Genomic DNA, 19230 nt, shown 5'->3' on the forward strand with positions numbered 1-19230 from the left:
CTACTGAAATCGGCCGGGCCCTATCAGCCCAATCACCCAGCACGCGCCGACGGCTCCCGTGGCGGCGGGATCGCCGGGGCCCTTCGGGCTCGCCCCCATACGTCCGTAGGATCATGGTGAAAGCCGACGAAGGGGCAGTTCAGGTGGCGGGGCGACGCAAGGGAACCAGGAAGAGCAGCCGCAAGGAGAACTGCGCCGACGCGTGCGGCGACAGCTGCTTCTGGAACCGTACGTGCTGCCCCGACATGTGGGTCGCCCTGTTCCTCTTCGTTGTCCTGAGCCGGGGAGCCGGATTCTCACGATCCGCTGGAGCGGACCCGGCGGCGCCCCGTCCGGGCGGCCGGGCCGCAGGCGCGCTGTACGACGTGATCCGCCACTACCGGACGACGGTCAGCCCGCGGCTGCCGGCGTGCTGTCCCTACACGCCGAGCTGCTCCACCTACGCCGTCAAGGCGCTGCACCGGCATGGGGCGCTGCGCGGGGGCCGGCTGGTGCTGGGGCGTCTGCTGCGGTGCCGGCCGGGAGCCGCCCGCCGGCGGGGCCTCCATGACCCGGTGCCCGGCTGACCGGCCTGGACAGGAGGAAGGGGCCCGGCCGATGCCGGGCCCCGTTCTCTTCCCGTTGCGGGCACAGGACGTGAACCTGCGGCCTCCTGACCATGAGCCGAGCTACCGGGCTGCTCCGCCCCGTGGTCCTCGCGGGCGGGGCTCGGCTCCGAGCGTTGGCCCCACCTGCGGAGATGCAAGCCCGGATGAGACGCGGAGGCCCTGTCGTCCCACGTGATGCTGTCGGTCGTCTCGCGGTGAGCTGACCGGATCACTCCGTCACGGGCAGGCACTCGGCGAGCAGGTCGACGATGTCGCGCCACGCCCGCTGTGCGTGCCGCGGGTGGTAGCCGACGCCGGGGAGCACGGTGTGGTCGACCGGCGGGTGGTGGAAGGCGTGCAAGGCGCCGCCGTAGACCGTGAGGCGCCAGTCGACGCCCGCGGCCTGCATCTCGGCGGTGAACGCCTCCCGTTGCGCGGGCGGCATGATCGGGTCTTCCGAACCGACCCCGGCCCATACCGGGCAGCGGATGTGCGCCGCCTCGCCCGGTCGGCCGGTGGTCACCGCGTTGACTGTACCGATCGCCCGCAGGTTGACGCCGTCGCGCCCGAGCTCCAGCCCGATGGCGCCCCCGGTGCCGTAGCCGACGGCGGCGATCCGGTCGGGGTCGGTCCGCGGTTCGGCGAGCAGCACGTCGAGCGCCGCGTGGCCGATGCCCCGCATCCGGTCGGGGTCGGCGAGCAGCGGCATGCAACGGGCCAGCATCTCCTCGGGGTCGCTCAAGTAGCGCCCGCCGTGGAGGTCGAAGGCCAGCGCTACGTAGCCCAGCTCGGCGAGCGCATCGGCACGGCGGCGCTCGACGTCGCTGAGCCCCAGGCCCTCCGGTCCGACCAGCACCGCGGGCCGGCGGCCGGCACCGGCCGGGAGCGCGAGGTGCCCGGTCATCGTGAGGCCGTCGGCCGAATACTCGACCGTGCGCGTTGTCATCGTCGTCATGAGACTGGACTGTAGTGATCGTCGAGCCCGGTCGGGCCGGTGTTCTGCCGTTGGCAGAGCGGCCCGGGTGTGCCTCCGAAAGGTGCCGGTCCCCTGGTCGGGCGGACCGTCGCGTCATGCCGGGCGCCTCTGGACCGGTGGTCCACGACGGCCGAGAGGAGCCGCCCGCCACGGGCGTCTCATCGCCCGCGGCGCCACCCGACTCGAACTCGGCCACTCCCCTCTCCGGGTGGACGAGGACGTTCACCGACCGGCGCCCCTGCGTGTCGGTCGTCGACCGCCTAGCCCTCGGCTGCGGCACCATCGAGACCGGCACCGCCTCCCGCCCTCGCCACCACTGGCGCCCGAGCCGGACTGCAGGTAGCCGGCCGACCTCGCTTCCCCGGTCGGCACGGCCCCGATTCGCCTTGTCGGACATGTGGGGCAGGATGATGCCATGCCACAGCAGATCTTGCCCCCGTCGGAGTCCTGGCGCCTGATCGACGCCTGGCTGGCCACGCACGTGGCGTCGGGTCTCGCACTCCTCAATCCGCCCGCGACACCGGACGAGATCCGAGACGCGGAACGGATCCTCGGGGCCCGGCTGCCGGATGACCTCGCTGAATCCCTGCAATGCCACAACGGCGCGAGCGCCTGGACAACCATCCTGCCGGAGCAGTCCCCGCTCACAGTGAGCGGCATCGTGGACCATTGGCAGACCCGCATGGACGTCGCGGCGGAGAACGAGGGCCTGACCCCTCGCCCCTGGGAGGAGGAGCCTTGGTGGCACAGCCTCTGGGTCCCCTGGGCCGAGGGCGCCGACGGCACGGCGCAGGTCATCGACCGACGTCCTGGTCCTGACACGGGGCGTCTCGGCTGGGCGGGCCACAGCGGTGGCGGTGACTTCACCGAATCCTGGCCTGATCTGGCGAGCCTTCTCCACACGGTCGCGCAAGCACTTCATGAAGGCGGAGACGTCCGCGGACTGCACCCCTACCTCACCGCGCAAGGTGGGATGTGGTGGGACGCGGACGGCTCCGGCGAGCTGAACGGTCACCCGCTGACGTCCGCACCGATCGGGCTGCCGTGACCACCGGCCGCGCGGACCGCCGCCGAGCCGAGGCGAACCACCCGACCGCTCCTACGTCTCACGGAGGCGTCCACCCAGCGCGCCACCGCGCTCCACGGGGCACGACCGTTGAGCTGGAGCTCGGCGATGATGCGCTGGTCCAGCTCGTCGATGGTGCCCGCGGGGGCTTGGTGCTTCATGGTGCCGACGGTAACGATCACCCTCACTACCTTCAATGAAGGAATCCTGCATCATCGCTGGTCAAAGCCTTTTCATACCGCAGCCGCGGCGCTGCGGAGGGGGAAAGAACGCAGCTGGGCCCGTGCACACGGATGGCCGGAACATGACGGATTACGCCACACGCGTGTCCAAGAAAGACACCTGGCGTCCACCGGGGCACACCCGTCCGGCACCGACCGCGGCGCGGTGAGCCCGTGCCCTCGGCCACCCGTGAACGACGCAGTGCCCGGTGGCACAGTCAGCCAACAGCGCGCGCTCACACACGCGCTGTCAGTGCCGGCCTCTACTCTCACCCCATGAAAAACGCCAAGATTGTTGTCGGCCTGGTCACGGCCGTTCTGATCACCGCCGGTTGCGGTTCCAGCGACGCCGGGGACAGCGCCGGTGGAGCCACGCAGAAGGCATTGCCGGTCGCCGTCGACGGACCGCAGAAGGACGTCGTCCCGCAGCGCGAAGCGGGCGAAAAGCTCAAGATCACCCCGCTCCCCGCGATGGACGCGCCCTTCGTCGAGAAGGTGGAACACAACCTGCGCGAGGCTGTTCTCCGCTCCGCCCGGGTATCCGGCGAGACCAGCGCCGAATGCCCCGACGGCGTGGACGAGAAGGCCGGCGCGGTCAGCCAGTGCATCGCCACGTACGAAGGGGTCGATGTTCCCTACGAGGTGAAGATCAGCGAATCGGCCAAGGAAGGCAGCTCCCTCATCTTCTTCGACACCACGCCCAAGAAGGGTCTGCTGGTGGCGAAGGCGGTCTACGACTCGTTCAACGAGAGCTACGGTTCCGAGTCCGGTCGCACCGATGCCGGCAAGCTCGCGTGCGAGGAGATGCCCGCCGCGAAGGCGGTCCCCCTGGGCAAGGACACGGGCTACACCTGCCAGTACTGGAGCAAGTTCGCCGACAAGGGCGAACCCGGTTACGCGACCCTGAGACTCACGATGGGCGCGCAGGGATACGGGCTGGGTTTCCAGCCCGTCGAGTGACCCGGGGAAACCGTTCCCCCGGGCCCGACCCCGTGAGCCGGCAAACCGGCCCCTCCCCCGGCTTCCCGCCCCGGACCATGAACGGCGGGCTCTTCCCCCACCGGGAAGCGACCGCCCGCGTTCGACGACTCATCAGGTCATCAGGGGTGTCCTCCGCGCAAGATCAGGAGGGCCGCCGCCCGACGCCGCAGTAGGACAATTACCTCTATCCTGATCATCGTTCGCAGATCGGCGATCAGGATAGTGGCGGACGCGCGCCAAGCGGCGCCGCCGGCCTGGGGGTTGGGGACATGCACAGCACGAGGGGGGCCGCGTGATGTCGGGAAGAACGCTCGCGAGGGCGATGACGACGACCGTCGTCGTTCTGGCGGTGATCGGGTCCATCACGGCCTGGGTCCTGTCGTACAACGGCTATCTGCCGGGCGACGCCATGGTGCGGGCCTGGTCGGCCACGAAGGACCGGGCCACCGACGGCCGCGCCGACGGTACGTGGGTCGTCGGTGACGTCGCGGTCCGCAGCCGGTTCGACGCGGTGACCGGGTTCGGTCTCGCGAACGGGAAGAACGGCACGAAGATCTGGGAGTACGTGCCTCCCGGCCGCTCACAGATCTGCGGGAGCGCGCGGCACGCGGACGCGTCGGTCCTGCTCGTCGCGTACGGGGAGGAAGACGGCGGTACGAGCGAACCCGCCCCTCCGGGAAAGGGCTGTGCGACCGTTCTCGCGCTCGACGTGAAGGACGGGCGGGAGCTGTGGACCGTCCAGCGGAAGGTCGCGACCGGCCGGTTCGAGCGGGGCTCCCAGTTCCTGGACGCGGGCGGCGACATCGCCATGGTCGCCCATGACCACCGTGACGCCCTGCGGGCGCGGGCCGAGGACGGCCGGACCTCTCTGCGCGCCCTCGACCTGCGCACCGGCAAGTCCCGGTGGACGGCGGGCATGCCCGGCGCATGCGGCACGCACGAGGTCTCCGTCGGCAAGGACCAGGTCTTCGCCGTCCTGGAGTGCGGCGGCGAGGACACGAGTGGCAGCATCGACGGCGCCGAGCTGATGATGGCCGCCTTCGACCGCGAAACCGGCGCGCTGAACTGGCATGTCCCCATGGACGCCCGCCGCCCTCTGAACCTGGGCTCCGCCACGGTGGCCATCGAATCGACCGACCCGCTGGTGCTCACGGTCGGACGGTCCATGAGCCTCGACACGGGCACGTACTTCTCCTTCGACAAGGACGGACGGCCACGCCCCGGCATCGAGTTCAACGGCGACCACGGCGAGATCGCCGCGGCCGAGGCCTCACAGACGGCGATCGTCGGTGAGCGGATGTACGCACTGGCGGGATTCCGGCAGAAGGGACAGCGGCACCGGCTGGTCGCCTTCGATCTGACGACCGGCGAGGAAGCGTGGAAGGTGACCCTGGACGACCCTGCCGCCGCACTGTCCGCGCGAGGTGACCGGATCACCGTCCTGGGCGAGTGGTCCACCCAGAGCTCCCGCATCAGCGACCTGTTCGAGTACGACGCCGTCACCGGCGAGGAACTCGACGAACGTCACTTCCGCGACGACGTGCCCGGCTCCATGTCCGCCATCTACGAACACGACAGACGGATCATCGTCGCCGGGTGGGGCGGCGGCCCCACCTTCACCGCCTTCGAGCGGTGGTGAGCGGCTGGTCGGTCCGGTCGGATCGCTTTCGCCGGCCGCCGTTGTCGGTGGTGGTGTCGGTGACTCACCTCCCCAACGCCGGCTCACCGGCCCGGCGCTCCGATCCCGGCCTTCGGCGCCGGCGTATCCGCTGATGGGTCCTTTCGGCGATGGCGTCCGCGGGTGAGTCGCGGTGGGTGGTGCAGCCCTCTCGACGACGTCGGCGTCCCGAACGGGACCGCACCGGGTGCTTGTCCCCGCCCGGCCGTCGTGAACGGTGATGCTTCTGGTCGACCGGTGATGCCTGTTCGGGGCATGTGGGCCGGGTTCCGGTGGACGGCGATTGTGGTGGGGGACGCGGTGGCAGACCACCGTGTCTCCTGGGTGCACGCGGCCCCTACGGGGCACATTCCAGGGTTCGCTGGGGGCCGCCCCCGATGGGCCGGAGGCAGGCGGACTGTGAGTCTGCCGGTATGACCTCCAGACTCGTGGGCGTGAAGAGCCCCGCGCTCATCGCTCCGCTCATGCTGTTGTTGTACGGCCTGCTGCGACTCATCGACGGGTTGGACGGGGAGCACGGACCCGGGCTCGCCTGGAACCTCGGACACACACTGTTCCTCATCGGCTTCGCGCTGTTCGGCGCGGTAACGGTCAGGCTGCGGCAGCTCGTACCCGCCACCGCCGTACGCAGGCGTTTCCTCGCGAACATGGCGGCGGCGGTCGGCCTGTTCGGCGTCGCCTGTTTCCTCTGGGTGATTCTCGGTGATCTGTTCGCAGACCTGGACGCCGCGGCGCCCTTGCCCGAACCCCTGAAGATGATCGGCCCACTTGCGTTCCAGCTGGGCTGGCTCACCCTGCTGGTCATGCTGGCGTACACCGAACCGCGTCTGCTGCCCGCCTGGAGTCCCCTGCTGGTACTCGCGGGTTTCCTTCTGTTCGCCGCCGACCTGGATCTGCTGCCGATCGGCGCATTGCTCCTCATGGCCGGGCTGACTCCCGTGGCCCGCACGCGAGGACGGTCTTGAAGGTGACCGTGCCGACGGTCTCGGCGCCGCCCGCGAGGCAGGCGCGGGACAAGTGGGAGCAGCGGCTCGGCGCGGCTCCGACAGCTTCGCCGGTGCGGGGCATCACCTGGGTATCGCCCGGTGAGGTGCCCACGGTCCCGGCGAACGGAAGCACTGGCCATCCGCCGGCTTCCGCGCCGGGACCGCCGGCCGAGGAGCGGTCGAACGTCAACCGAGGATGGCCTGCATCTTGTCGTGGAGGTACTCCCCGGCACGTACAGGGCTGTAGGACCTGAGGCCGAGGGGTGCCGGCAGCGAAGTGATGCGGGTGTGAGGTGCGCAGGCGTGAAAGTACACGAGTGAGGTGAGCTCCTCCTGCGGGGCCTCGGGGGGCGGCGGCAGAACGCGGTGTCGGCCGGAGCGCCAGCGGTCTCCGCTCCAACGGGCCATGAGGTCACCGATGTTGAGCGTGTAGGCGCTGGGCTCGTAGGGGGCGTCCTGCCAGCCGGACGCATCGTCGTAGATCTGAAGGCCGCCCTTGCCGGGCTGCCGGTTCAGGAGAGTGATGAGGCCGAAGTCGGTGTGCGGTCCGACGCGGAACTGGCCCGGTGCGGCGGCACCGGTCTCGTGGGCCGCCGGATACCAGTTGATGGTGAAGTCCCAGTGCGGGCGGGTGGTGTGGCGGGTGAAGAAGTCGGCCGGCTGACGCAGGGCGGTCGCCATGACTTCGAGGAGCGTGTCGGCGAGGGTGCGCATCCGGTCGGTGTACGCGGTGACGAGCGGGCGCAGGGTGGGGACTTCGACGGGCCAGTCACAAGGCGTCCGGTGTGCGTTGCCGGGCCGTACGGAGGAGTCGACGGCGCATGACCAGACCTCCAGCAGATCCGGCGGGGTGTGGGCGCCCTCGGACCGGGCGGTGGTCACCCGTTCCCGGCCGATCCAGCCACGTCGGTCCTGGTCGTAGTGCCGCTTGGCCGCCTGGGGCATATGAAAGAAGTCGCCTGCCGCGGCGCGTACTCGGTCGGGCAGATCCGGTTCGACGCCGTGTCCGGTCACCAGGAGGAAGCCGGTGGACTGCAGGGAGAGGTCGACCTGGGCAGCGAGCCGCTCCCGGTCCGTGCCGCGATTCGATGTCCAGCGGCTGAGGTCGATGACGGGAATCGGAGTGGTGGCCATGCTGAGTCCTTCATTGAGGTCGGTGGTCGGGCCGGGATACGAGTGAGGCTGAAGACGGCCGGTGAGGTGCGGGAGCACGGCGTGGGTCAGGACGTGCTCACTGGGTATGTCCTGACTCGGGTCGCCTGGCGCGGCAGGATTGCCGCCGTGCTCATTCGATGGCGGCTGTGGCCGGGCGGGCGTCAGGAATGGTGTCGTCCGGGGCGGTTGGACGCTTCTCCCGGGGCTGGCGGGACAGCCACAGCACGAGAACGGCTCCGGCCAGGGCGACGGCACCGGCCGTGAGCGCGAGGGTGTTGTGCCCGGTGGCGAACACGGCATGGAGTGTGTGTTCCAAAGAGGCGCGCTGCGTAGCCGGGGTGCGGGCCAGGAGACTGTCGGCACCGCCACCGGACAGGGTCTGCGCGGTGGCGGCGGGATCGGTGACCTTGCCTTGGAGGGACGTGGTCATGGTGGAGACGGCCAGGGCGCCGAAGACAGCCACTCCGAAGGCGTAACCGAGCTGTTCGAAGGTGCTGTAGGTGCCGCTGGCGGTACCCGCGTGCTCGGCCGGAGCGGAGCTCAGCGCGAGAGTCGCCGCGACCTGGAAGATCAGGCCCATGCCGACCCCGCTGAGGGCCAGGCCCCCCACCAGGACGGGCCAGCCCGACCCGGGCGCCAGGAACCCCTGGGACCCGACCCCCAGACCGGCGAGAGCGAGCCCGAGGGCAGCGCCCGTACGGGGGGAGGGCTTGCGTCTTCTGCGTCCGCCCAGCACCGCCACCGATGCGGCAGCCAGCGCGTGCGGCAGCACGACCAGACCGGCGGCGAGAGGGGAGAGATGCTGCACGGACTGCAGCCACAGCGAGGTGTAGGGCATGATCCCGTAGACGGTGCCCTCGCCGATCGCGATCGTGAGCATCGCAGCGGTGAACGCGGGCCGGCGGAACAGCGACAGATCCAGCAACGGGTGCCGGCGGCGCTGTTGCACTCGCAGGAAGGCGACGAACGCGCCCAGTGCCGCTCCCAGTGGCACCAGCGTCCCTGCCGACACCCACCCCTGGGCGTGCGCCTCGGTCAGCGCGTGGACGGACCCCCCTGCACCGATCGCGAACAGCACGACGCCGGGAACGTCGAGACGCCGTGAGGTGTCCCCTACCGGTGGTGGGGTGCGGGGGATACATCGGAAGGTCATGGCCAGGGCGGTCACGGTGACGGGGACGTTCACGTAGAAGATCCATCGCCAGTCCAAGGCCTGGGTGAGCAGGCCTCCCAGGACCGGCCCCAGGGCGGAGGCGGAGGCGGCAACGGCCGCCCAGGTGCCGAAGGCCAGGGCCAGGCGGCGCCCCGAGTACAGGGTGCTGATCAAAGACAGCGTGGTCGTGAACATCGCGGCAGCGCCCAGTCCCTGCACGATGCGGGCGGCGATCAGTACGGCCATGTTCGGCGACAGCGCACAGGCGACCGAGGCCAGGGCGAAGACGACCAGTCCGCCCACGTACATGCGGCGCCGGCCGTGAAGGTCTGCCAGCATCCCGGCGCCCAGCAGGGCGGCCGCCACCGCGAGCGCGTAGCCGTCGGCGACCCATTGCAGTTGCGACAGTGACGAGCCCAGCGAATCCGACATGGCGGGCAACGCCACCAGAACGATCGTGACGTCGACGAGCAACATGAACGTGCCCAGACAGACGGCGGCCAACGGTCCCCAGATACGCATAGGTTCCCTCTCCCCACACCGGATGCAGAACGACCCGGTCACCATCCAGGCCCCTCCCGCTCCGGCCCAAGCCGTACGCTGGAAAGCGGGATCATCCGGCGGAGGAATGAGGTTTACCGGTGGATCACGACACCATGGACGACCTCGACCAGCACCTGCTCCGGGCCCTTCAGTTCGACGGCCGCACTCCTTTCAGCCGCATCGCACGGGACCTCGGTGTCTCCGAACGCACCCTTGCCCGCCGCTACCAACGGCTGCGCACCCTCGGCCTGCGCATCATCGGGCTGCCCGTCTCCTCCCGTCTGGGCCTGACCCGGTGGCTGCTGCGGCTGCACTGCACTCCGGACGCCGCCGGAACCATCGCCGACGCGCTCGCCCGCCGCCCGGACACCACCTGGGTCACCCTCGCCTCCGGCGGAACCGAGCTCTACTGCGCGCTCAGCGCCCGTACGGTCGAGGAACGCAACGTACTGCTGCTGGAGAAGCTCCCCCGCACCCCTCAGGTGCTCTCCGTCAGCGCTCACTGCATGATGCGCATCTTCGTCGGTGCGACCAGCACCTGGCACGCCACCCGGTTCGAGCCGCAGGCCACCGCGGCCACGGTGGATTCCGGCTCATCCACCGCCGACCCGCTCAGCCTGGACGCGACCGACCGGGTTCTGTTCACCGAGCTGGCCCGAGACGGCCGTGCGACGCTGCCCGAACTCGCCGCGGCCTCCGGCCGCTCCCCCTCCAGCGTCCAGCGCCACCTCGACCGCCTCCGCGGCGAGGGTGCCCTGAACCTCTCCGTCGACTTCGATCCGCAGCTCCTCGGCTACCACATGGCCACCCGGATCTGGCTGAACGTCACCCCCGCGCACCTCCGCGTCGTGGGGGAAGCCCTCGCCACCCACTCGCAGATCGCTTTCGCCGCGGCCGTCACCGGCACTTCCAACCTGGTCGCCAGCGGCATCTTCCGCGATCCGTCCGACCTGTACGACTACATCGACCAGCGCATCGGCCCGCTCCCTGGCATCCAGAACATCGAAACCGCTCCCACTCTGCGGGAAGTCAAACGGCTCGTTCCCGGCGTGACATGAGCGCGGGTTCCTCCTCGCCGGTCGCGCCCGCCTTGGCGGCCTCCCCAGCCGACCGGCAGCCGGCCCCACCACACCAGATACGCGCGCCCACGCATCACTCCCCCGGCAACGGCCGACGCCTCCCGGCCCGGTACGGGCAAGCCGATCGCGACCAGAACAGAGCCTCCTTCGGAGTCAGCGTGGAGAATGGGACGTTCCTCGCCTCCTTCACCGCAGAAGAAGTACGTCCCCCCGGCGCCGGGGCCCGTACCATGCCGGTGATACGTTGTCCGTCAGCACTCAAGCCTTCCCGGCCGGGCCCCGACTCCGCCAGGGAGGCTTTTTTCATGCCCTGACTCGCCCCGGACGCAGCGGGGCCGCCACCGCGAGAAAACGTACTGCTGTCACGTCAAGCCCCTTCGATTCGAGGACGTTTCGGGCACACGTGTTGCACTCACGAATCCTCCGGCAGACAGGCATGACCGCCCAGATCCATACCGGTCAATCACCGACGCTCCCGACACCCGTCGTCCGGAAGGCGCCGACCCCACGGGCCGGCCAACCTTGTTCCGGCTCCCGGCCAGGTCACCCGTTGCGGCTATGCGTCGGCACTGTTCGTCCCGGCCCTTCGCACCACGCCTGCACGGCGGCTGACTGTGTCATTGCCGACCACGACCGTCTCACCGTGCGCGTGGTTCCGGGTCGAGCCTCCAGAGGGGTGAGCAATGCCGGGGCAGCGGTGACGAGGGCGACGAGGCGATGCCCCGGCCCCGAGTGCGGCCCTTGAAGCGGTCCAGGCCGGACGGCCGACCGCGACGCGCGCATCCACGAATGTTATGGCCGACCGACATTGGCGGAAGTCGGCGTTGCGCCCGCATACTCCCCATCACGACACTTTGACAGTGCATCGACAAGATGGATTGCTCGTTCCGTTCCCCCGAGGGGGCGGTGCCCACTGCCCGCGCCACCGGCCCCGCCGCCCTCTCACGGAGACCCGCCCAGCGAAAGGACAGCCATGCCCCACTCGAAGTGGTTCGCCGTAGCCGGCACCGCCGCGGCCCTCACAATGATCGTGATGCCCGCGGCGCACGCCGCTCCCGCGCCCGCGACGGCTGCACCGATCAGCGTTTCCGCAGCCACGACCCTCTACTACGACGACACCCGGGCCCCTGGCTGGGAAGCCGCCATCACGGCCGGAGTCGCCACCTGGAACGCGAACGTCAGCAACGTCAAGCTGGCAAAGGCCCAGCCGGGCACCCGCGCCGAGATACAGATAGTCGCCACCAGCGGTTGGCCGCAGGCCACGCTGGGCCCGGTCCGACCGGGCGGCCTCGGCCGGGTTGAACTCGGCAGCCTGGCGGTCACCGAGGGACACGACAAGACCCGCATCGCCGCGCACGAGATCGGGCACAACCTCGGTCTGCCGGACACCAAGCCCGGACCGTGCTCCCAGCTGATGTCAGGCTCCAGCGCCGGTATCAGCTGCAAGAACCCCGTCCCCAACGCGGCCGAACGGTCCCGCGTCGAGTCCGCCTACGCCGGCCGCGCCACCACGCGCACCCCGTCCGAAGGCCGCCTGCTGGTCGACGCTCCCTGACCGCCCGGGGCTGGACACCGCCTCCCGACCGCCGGACCGCGGGGCACCTCACCCGGGCCTCCGTCCCGTCCGAACACCGGTGTCCAGCCTCCTCAGCCATGGCACAGTCATGGAGTACCGGCCCCCACCTCGAACGCCGCACTCTCATAGAAGGCATCCGGGAAGCAGCGGGATCGCTTTCGCCCGGCAGAGGACTCGCGCGAGCGCGGTGGCGGGTGGTGGAACAGCAGCGCGTGAGGGCTCGGTGGAGGGCGATCGATGGCGCCCGTTCGGTCGAGCCCTGTCCGGGGCGCTACCGAAGATCGTCCTCCCCGAGGCCCCGCCCAGCCCGCCGTCGCTTCCAAGTTGACCGGGCGCGTGGTACCCATGGCCGTCGCAAGGCGGCCGTCGGTGTCTGATCGGTGGTACGTGGGCGAAAGGAGAGCGTGATGTCGGACCAAGGAGCAACACCGGGGCCGGATCTTCTCGCCCCGGCCCGACTGGGCCCGCTGCGTCTACGCAACCGGATCATCAAGGCCGCGACGTTCGAGGGGCGCACCCCGCACGGTCTGGTGACCGACGAACTGATCGAGTTCCACCGGCAGGTGGCTGCTGGTGGCGTCGGCATGACCACCGTGGCCTACTGCGCCGTGTCCCGTGAAGGCCGTACCGAACGCCGTCAGCTGCACCTGCGGCCGGAGGCGCTGCCTGGGCTGCGCAGACTGACCGACGCCGTGCATGACGCGGGGGCGGCCGTCTGTGCGCAGCTGGGGCATGCGGGCCCCGTGGCCGACGCCGCCTCCAACGGCGTTGCGGCCCTGGGGCCGGGCCGCTTCTTCAACCCCCTCGGCATGCGGCGCACCCGGGCGGCCACCGCCGGCGACCTGGAACGCGTCACCCGGGCCCACGCCACGTCCGCGCGCCTTGCCGTGGATGCCGGCTTCGACGCGGTGGAGATCCACCTCGGTCACAACTACCTGGCCAGTTCCTTCCTGAGCCCCCGCCTCAACCGTCGTACCGATGCCTACGGCGGCAGCCTGGAGAACAGGGCCCGGCTGGCCCGCGATATCGCCCGCGCGGTGCGGGAGGAGGTGGGCACCGAGATCGCGGTCACGGCGAAGTTCGGCATGAAGGACGGCGTTCGCGGCGGCCTGGACGTGGACGACAGTCTGCAGGTCGCCCGTTGGCTCCAGGAGGACGGCTCGGTCGACGCCCTGCAACTCACCGCGGGTAGTTCGCTGCTCAATCCCATGTACCTCTTCCGCGGCGACGCCCCGGTCCGCGACTTCGCCAGCGCCTTCCCTCCGCCGCTGCGCTGGGGCATCCGGCTGACGGGCGACCGCTTCCTGCGTGACTACCCGTACGAGGATGCCTACCTCCTGGCGTACGCCCGGCGCTTCCGCGCCGAACTGGACCTGCCGCTCGTTCTGCTCGGCGGCATCACCCGGCGGGAGACCATGGACCTCGCCATGGCCGAGGGCTTCGCCTTCGTGGCGATGGCTCGGGCACTGCTCAGCGACCCCGATCTGGTCAGGCGTATCACCGCGGACTCCGCGGCCGTCTCGCGCTGCATTCACTGCAACCGCTGCATGCCCACCATCTACTCGGGCACGCGGTGCCCCGTGGTCGAACCCGGTGTGCCCACGCCCCGGCCGTAGACCGCCCAGCCGAGGGGTGGTGAACAGTGCCGACCACCGGTACGTGCAGTCCGCAGCCGCCGTCCGGCTCCCGAACGGCGACGGCCGGGCGCGGCCTTCGCCAGGCCGCCCGAGTGGTTCGCCCCGAACGAGTGCGCGATGACGGAGCGAGGCCTGTCGGCACCGGTGGTGGAGCGGATCGTCCGTTCCCGCAGCACGCGCCGTGTTTCTCCGTGGGCGAGGGACAGGGCGGGCAGAGTCCCGGACCCACGGGAGCTGCCGGGGCGGGCGATGCCTTCTTGTCACCGGGCCCTTGGTTCTCGCATAGTGAAGCCGCTCCGCCGGGGTGTACTCCACGGGGACGGATCCGCGTTGCCGTGAACCGCTTTCATCAGGAGGGTTTCGTCAATGCTGTCACGAAGAACGCTCGCTGGACTGTCCGCTCCTCTGCTGACGCTCGCCATGCTCGTAGGGCTCCCGGGTACGGCAAACGCAAGTGCCGCCGCTTCTCCCAACGTTGCCTACAACGGGAAATGCGGCTCGGGCTACAACGTGGTGAACTGGAAGGACACGCAGTTCGGCCGGGGAACCGTGTACGTGACGTGGAGTCCCGCCGCGCAGAAGAACTGCGTTGTCGCCATCAGGGCGACACAGGACGGCTCCATATATGAACTGGGGGCCTGGGTTGGCTACTCGGGGCAAGCCTGGTACGACCACGACTTCGGGATGTACCAGTACTACGCGGGCCCCGTCTATCTCCCGGGTGCCTCGGGCAGGTGCATCGACTGGCGGGGCGAAATCGGCGCGACGTATGCCTCTGGAGAAGGCACGAACTGCGGATGAGCAACCGCGCCTGACCTCGATCATTCCCGACGGCCCGTCGTCCTTTCGGCGGGCCGTTCGGGTTGTGGAAGCAGGAGCTTCCGGGTGGTTCCCCACGGGTGACGGCGCCCTCCGGGGGTGCTACGGTGCGAGTTGCGCATTGTCGGAATCGAGGAGTGGCAGACGTGGCGGGTGAAGACGACATCTCCGGGTGAGATCCGGATGTGACAGGCCACCGGACAGCGGTCAGTAAAGCTGTCGGCGTGGCTTATTCGTCGTTCCCCTTGTTCCCACACTGTCCAGGGCAGAGGTCTGTCTGCCCTTAGTTCTTCGAGGTCGCTCCATGTCCGACGCTGCCATCATCTGCTCGAACCTCTCCTTCGCCTGGCCCGACGACACCCCGGTCTTCACCGACCTGTCCTTCACCGTGGCTGCCGGCCGCACGGGTCTGGTCGCTCCCAACGGCTCCGGCAAGAGCACACTGCTCAAACTGATCGCCGGCGAACTCAGGCCCGCCACCGGCTCGGTGTCCGTCAACGGAACGCTGGGCTACCTCCCACAGACCCTCCCCCTGACCGGAAACCTCACGGTCGCCGAGGTGCTCGGCATCGCCCCCGTGATCCGCGCCCTCGACGCCGTCGAATCCGGGGACGTGAGCGAGGAGCACTTCACCACCATCGGTGACGACTGGGACATCGAGGAGCGAACCCGCGCCCAGCTCGACCGTCTCGGACTCGTCGGCCTGGAGCTGACCCGGAGCCTGAGCACGCTCAGTGGCGGCCAGGTCGTCTCCCTCGGCCTCGCCGCCCAGCTGCTCAGGCGCCCCGATGTGCTGCTGCTCGACGAGCCGACCAACAACCTCGACCTGGAGGCCCGGCACAGGCTCTACGACGTGCTGGCGGACTTCAACGGCTGTCTGCTGCTGGTCAGCCACGACCGCGCGCTGCTCGACCGCATGGAACGTATCGCCGAACTCAACGGAGACGAACTGCGCTTCCACGGAGGCAACTTCACCGATTATCAGGAGGCCGTGCGTGCCGAGCAGGAGGCCGCGGAGAAGAACGTCCGCAACGCCGAGCAGGAACTGAAGCGTGAGAAGAGGGAGATGCAGCAGGCCCGCGAGCGGGCCGAGCGCCGCCAGAGCAACGCCGCCCGCAACCTCAAGAACGCGGGCCTGCCCCGTATCTTCGCCGGCAATATGAAGCGCGGCGCGCAGGAGTCCGCGGGCCGGGCCGGCCAGATGCACGCCTCCCGGGTCAGCGAGGCCAAGTCACGGCTCGACGAGGCCGGACGCGCCCTGCGCGAGGAGCAGCGCCTCACTCTTGAGCTGCCCGGCACCCAGGTGCCCGCGGGGCGCAACCTCTTCCTCGGCGAGGGGATGCAGGTGCACCACTCCGGTCGGGCCGTGTTCGCCGACGGCGGCGTCGACCTGACCATCCGCGGCCCCGAGCGGATCGCGCTGACCGGGGCCAACGGTGCCGGCAAGACCACCCTGCTGCGACTGATCACCGGCGATCTTGAGCCGGACAGCGGAGAGATCACGCGCGGCGACGGACGGATCGCCTATCTCTCGCAGCGCCTGGACCTGCTGGACCTGGGCCGTACCGTGGCGGAGAATTTCGCCGCCTTCGCCCCCGATCGGCCCGAGGCCGAGCGGATGAACCTGCTCGCCCGATTCCTCTTCCGGGGCACCCGCGCGCATCTGCCGGTGGGGATGCTCTCCGGCGGTGAACGGCTGCGCGCCACCCTGGCGTGCGTCCTGTGCGCCGAGCCGGCCCCCCATCTGCTCCTGCTCGACGAGCCGACCAACAACCTCGACCTGGTCAGTGCGGGCCAGCTCGAAAGCGCGCTCGACTCCTACCGGGGCGCCTTCATGGTGATCAGCCACGACGAGCGATTCCTCGCCGAGATCGGGGTGAACCGCTGGCTGCGCATCACCGACGGAACCCTCAAGGAGACCGGAGCCCCCGCGGTGTGAGCCGGCGGCGTACTGAGTGGCCCGCGCCCGAGGCCCTGTGCCCGGCGGGCCGAACATCGATGACGTCCAGAGGTTCCCTGTGCCCCAGCCCGCTCTGCTCGCCCACGACCTCGTCCGCAGCCTCGGGGGCCGACGTGTCCTCGACGGCGTCTCCCTGACCGCTTCCCCCGGCCACCGCATCGGCCTGATCGGGGAGAACGGTGTAGGCAAATCCACCCTGCTGCGTGTTCTGGCCGGCGTGGACCAACCTGACACTGGAAGCGTCTCGCGCCCCGGTGACATCGGCTTCCTGCACCAGGAAATGCCTTTCGAAGCCGCCTCGTTGCTCACGGCCGTGATGGACGAGGCGCTGTTCGAGGCCCGCGAGGACGTCACGGAGCTCGAACGGCTCGGCGAGGAACTCGCCCGGGTCCCGGAGGAGGCCCCTGGCCATCAGGAACTCCTCGACGCCTACAGCAGGCGGCTTGAACAGGCACAGGACCGGGAGTCCTGGGACGCCGATCGCCGCGCGGCCCTGATGCTCGACGGGCTGGGCCTCGGCGCGGTCGGGCACGACCGGACACTCGGCTCCCTGTCCGGCGGACAGCGCAGCCGACTCGCCCTGGCCGCGCTGCTGGTCCGACGGCCGTCGGCGCTGCTGCTCGACGAGCCGACCAACCACCTCGACGACAGCGCCGCCACCTTCCTGGAGGAACAGATCCGGGGCCTGCCCGGAGCCGTCGTGGTCGCCAGTCACGACCGGGCGTTCCTCGACGCCGTCTGCACCCACCTGGTCGACCTCGACCCGGCGGTGGACGGCCCGGTCCGCTACGGCGGCAACTACAGCGCCTACGTGGGTGAGAAGCGAGCCGAGCGGGAGCGCTGGGAGCGGCGGTACGCAGAGGAGCAGGAGGAACTGGAGGGACTACGTCACACGGCGGGCGTGACAGCGCGCCTGGTCGCGCCGGGCCGGGAACGGAAGGACAACGAGAAGATGGGCTACGGCCACCGGGCGGGACGGGTACAGAACCAGATTTCCCGCCGGGTGCGCAATGCCACCCGGCGGCTGGAGGAACTGGAGCGCACCCAGGTCGCCGAACCACCGCACCCTCTGCGGTTCACGGCCGGGGAACCGGCCGCGTCGGCGGAGGGAGATCCTCGGTCCCTGGTTCCCCTGGTACCCCTGGTGTCCCTGCGGGACGTACGGGTTTCCGGCCGGCTCACTCTGGACGCCCTGGAGGTGTCCGCGACCGACCGGCTGTTGGTCACGGGCGGCAACGGGGCGGGCAAGTCGACGCTGCTCGCCGTGCTCGCCGGACGGCTTGCCGCCGAGGGCGAGGTACGCAGGCGGAGTCGGCTGACGGTGGGGCTGCTCACCCAGGACACCGTGTTCGACCGGGACGACCTCACGGTCCGCGACACCTATGAGATGTCGCTGGGGACGGCTCGGGCCGAGAAGGTGCCGCTGAGCTCGCTCGGTCTGATGCGCACGGCCGATGTGGACAAACCCGTCGGGCAGCTGTCAGTCGGCCAGCGCCGTCGGCTCGCACTGGCCCTCCTGGTGGCGCGTCCGCCCCAGTTGCTGCTGCTCGACGAACCCACCAACCACCTCTCCCCGCGTCTGTGCGACGAGCTGGAGGATGCCTTCCACACCGGCCCCGGAGCGATCGTCCTGGCCAGCCACGACCGCTGGCTCCGCCGAAGGTGGCAGGGGCGCGAGATCCGGTTGGAGCCGGAAACACGGCCGGCGGCAGGAGGAGCGCCGCCTGTCGGCTGACCTCCTTCGGAGTTACGGGTTCAGAGGCGGAGCGCCGGCGTGGTGAGGAGGGCGGAAAGGACCGCGTACGGGTCGGTGTGGTTGCCCCGGGTGAGGACGATGATGCTGGTGTCCCGGTCGGGAAGCCGGACCAGGAGTGAGCGGTGACCGGGGTTGTCTCCGTGGTGGAAGCGTGCCGGGTGTCCGGCCAAGGTGCCGAGGAATACTCCGTAGCCGTATCCCGTGACGGTGAGCGGCATCGGGTGCTGGATGCGGGGAGTGATGTGGGAGGTGAACATCGCCCGGAGGGAGTCGGGACCGAGGAGGTGGCCCCGCTCCAGCGCGCGGGCCCAGCGCGCGAGGTCGCCGGCGGTGGACCACAGGTCGCCGGCGCCCGGGAGACAGGAGGGGTCCATCACCTCCGTACCCGTTCCGTCCCGGTGGCCCGGGGCAGCCGTCCGGGTGCGGGACAGACCGAGCGGGCCGAGGACCCGCTCGCGCAGGATGTCCGCGTAGGGGCGCCCGGTGGTGTGCTCGACCAGCAGGGCCGTAAGGACGTATCCGGGGCTGCTGTAGTGCCACCGCTGTCCAGGCGCGGTCGATGGAAGCAGGCGCATGACGTGGGCGACGGTGTCCGCGCGGGACAGTGGCGGGCGGGGGCTGGGTCCGGGGCCGGGGTCCCAGTGGGGCAGACCGGAGGTGTGTGCGAGCAGGTGGTGCAGGGTGATACCGGCCCACGACGACGGGCAGCCGGGAACCCGGTCGACCAGTTGGTCCGTCAGGGCCAGGGTTCCTTCCTCGGCGAGAAGGAGCGCGGCGGCAGCGGCGAACTGCTTGCTCAGGGAGGCAATCTGAAAGTGCTTCCCCACGCCGACAGCACCCGTGCGCCTCTCGTGCACGACCGCGGGGCCACGGGTCACCAGCACCTCTGTGGTCGACTCCATGAAGGCCAGTCAACCACCGGCGGAGTGTTCCCAGAAGAGAGCACACCGCGTGGGCGCCGGTCTCCGGGCAGCCGCGGCAACAGCATCCGGGCCCCGGCATCCGCGGCACGTCCCGCACCGGAGAACGTAAGGCCACTCGGTGTCAGTTCTCTGAG

Annotated in this window: 16 protein-coding genes; 11 read left to right on the plus strand and 5 right to left on the minus strand. The window is 70.1% G+C overall.

Annotated features, from left to right (window positions below):
• Positions 1–113 precede the first annotated feature (113 nt).
• Positions 114–566, plus strand: coding sequence for a membrane protein insertion efficiency factor YidD (gene yidD / locus ABT170_RS26000; protein WP_351871200.1), 453 nt, complete (start codon positions 114–116; stop codon positions 564–566).
• Between the two features lie 250 nt (positions 567–816).
• Here the strand turns inward: yidD and ABT170_RS26005 are convergent, their stop codons facing one another.
• A complete protein-coding gene (locus tag ABT170_RS26005; RefSeq protein WP_351871203.1) occupies positions 817–1542 on the minus strand; it encodes a dienelactone hydrolase family protein in 726 nt (241 codons plus the stop codon).
• A 436-nt stretch (positions 1543–1978) separates the two neighbouring features.
• On the opposite strand from ABT170_RS26005, the gene ABT170_RS26010 reads away from it, so the two are divergent.
• Positions 1979–2611, plus strand: a complete 633-nt coding sequence (locus ABT170_RS26010; RefSeq protein WP_329941798.1) for an SMI1/KNR4 family protein — start codon at positions 1979–1981, stop codon at positions 2609–2611.
• On the opposite strand, the gene ABT170_RS26015 is transcribed toward ABT170_RS26010, so the two are convergent.
• Entirely contained in the window at positions 2575–2790 is a 216-nt protein-coding gene (locus ABT170_RS26015; protein WP_329941797.1) for an Lrp/AsnC family transcriptional regulator, read from the minus strand. The genes ABT170_RS26010 and ABT170_RS26015 overlap by 37 nt on opposite strands.
• 336 nt (positions 2791–3126) lie before the next feature.
• Between ABT170_RS26015 and ABT170_RS26020 the strand changes: the two genes are divergently transcribed.
• From ABT170_RS26020 to ABT170_RS26030, 3 genes are all read left to right on the plus strand, one after another.
• Positions 3127–3810, plus strand: coding sequence for a hypothetical protein (locus tag ABT170_RS26020; RefSeq protein ID WP_329941796.1), 684 nt, complete (start codon positions 3127–3129; stop codon positions 3808–3810).
• 316 nt (positions 3811–4126) lie between these two features.
• On the plus strand, positions 4127–5470 hold the full coding sequence (locus ABT170_RS26025) for an outer membrane protein assembly factor BamB family protein (RefSeq protein ID WP_351871208.1): 1344 nt from the start codon (positions 4127–4129) through the stop codon (positions 5468–5470).
• A gap of 452 nt (positions 5471–5922) precedes the next feature.
• The gene (locus tag ABT170_RS26030) at positions 5923–6474 is read left to right on the plus strand and encodes a hypothetical protein (RefSeq protein ID WP_351871211.1); all 552 of its coding nucleotides are present in this window, start codon (positions 5923–5925) and stop codon (positions 6472–6474) included.
• Between the two features lie 207 nt (positions 6475–6681).
• Here the strand turns inward: ABT170_RS26030 and ABT170_RS26035 are convergent, their stop codons facing one another.
• Positions 6682–7629 carry an isopenicillin N synthase family dioxygenase gene (locus ABT170_RS26035; protein ID WP_329941794.1) on the minus strand — a complete coding sequence of 316 codons (948 nt, stop codon included), beginning with the start codon at positions 7627–7629 and terminating at the stop codon, positions 6682–6684.
• A gap of 151 nt (positions 7630–7780) precedes the next feature.
• Positions 7781–9325, minus strand: coding sequence for an MFS transporter (locus tag ABT170_RS26040; RefSeq protein ID WP_351871215.1), 1545 nt, complete (start codon positions 9323–9325; stop codon positions 7781–7783).
• A 119-nt stretch (positions 9326–9444) separates the two neighbouring features.
• Between ABT170_RS26040 and ABT170_RS26045 the strand changes: the two genes are divergently transcribed.
• The 6 genes from ABT170_RS26045 (at position 9445) to ABT170_RS26070 (ending at position 18152) form a co-directional block, all read left to right on the plus strand.
• The gene (locus ABT170_RS26045; RefSeq protein WP_351871218.1) at positions 9445–10404 is read left to right on the plus strand and encodes an Lrp/AsnC family transcriptional regulator; all 960 of its coding nucleotides are present in this window, start codon (positions 9445–9447) and stop codon (positions 10402–10404) included.
• A gap of 994 nt (positions 10405–11398) precedes the next feature.
• Positions 11399–11980 carry a snapalysin family zinc-dependent metalloprotease gene (locus ABT170_RS26050; protein WP_329941791.1) on the plus strand — a complete coding sequence of 194 codons (582 nt, stop codon included), beginning with the start codon at positions 11399–11401 and terminating at the stop codon, positions 11978–11980.
• Between the two features lie 428 nt (positions 11981–12408).
• Positions 12409–13617, plus strand: a complete 1209-nt coding sequence (locus tag ABT170_RS26055) for an NADH:flavin oxidoreductase (protein ID WP_351871222.1) — start codon at positions 12409–12411, stop codon at positions 13615–13617.
• Between the two features lie 387 nt (positions 13618–14004).
• The gene (locus ABT170_RS26060; protein WP_351871224.1) at positions 14005–14439 is read left to right on the plus strand and encodes a spore-associated protein A; all 435 of its coding nucleotides are present in this window, start codon (positions 14005–14007) and stop codon (positions 14437–14439) included.
• A gap of 322 nt (positions 14440–14761) precedes the next feature.
• Positions 14762–16396 carry a ribosomal protection-like ABC-F family protein gene (gene abc-f / locus ABT170_RS26065; protein WP_329941788.1) on the plus strand — a complete coding sequence of 545 codons (1635 nt, stop codon included), beginning with the start codon at positions 14762–14764 and terminating at the stop codon, positions 16394–16396.
• Between the two features lie 79 nt (positions 16397–16475).
• Positions 16476–18152 carry an ABC-F family ATP-binding cassette domain-containing protein gene (locus ABT170_RS26070; RefSeq protein ID WP_351871227.1) on the plus strand — a complete coding sequence of 559 codons (1677 nt, stop codon included), beginning with the start codon at positions 16476–16478 and terminating at the stop codon, positions 18150–18152.
• A 20-nt stretch (positions 18153–18172) separates the two neighbouring features.
• Here the strand turns inward: ABT170_RS26070 and ABT170_RS26075 are convergent, their stop codons facing one another.
• On the minus strand, positions 18173–19075 hold the full coding sequence (locus ABT170_RS26075; RefSeq protein WP_351871230.1) for a serine hydrolase domain-containing protein: 903 nt from the start codon (positions 19073–19075) through the stop codon (positions 18173–18175).
• Positions 19076–19230: the final 155 nt, after the last annotated feature.

The organism is Streptomyces sp. NPDC001787 (genome assembly GCF_040297465.1).
Classification (GTDB): Bacteria; Actinomycetota; Actinomycetes; order Streptomycetales; family Streptomycetaceae; genus Streptomyces.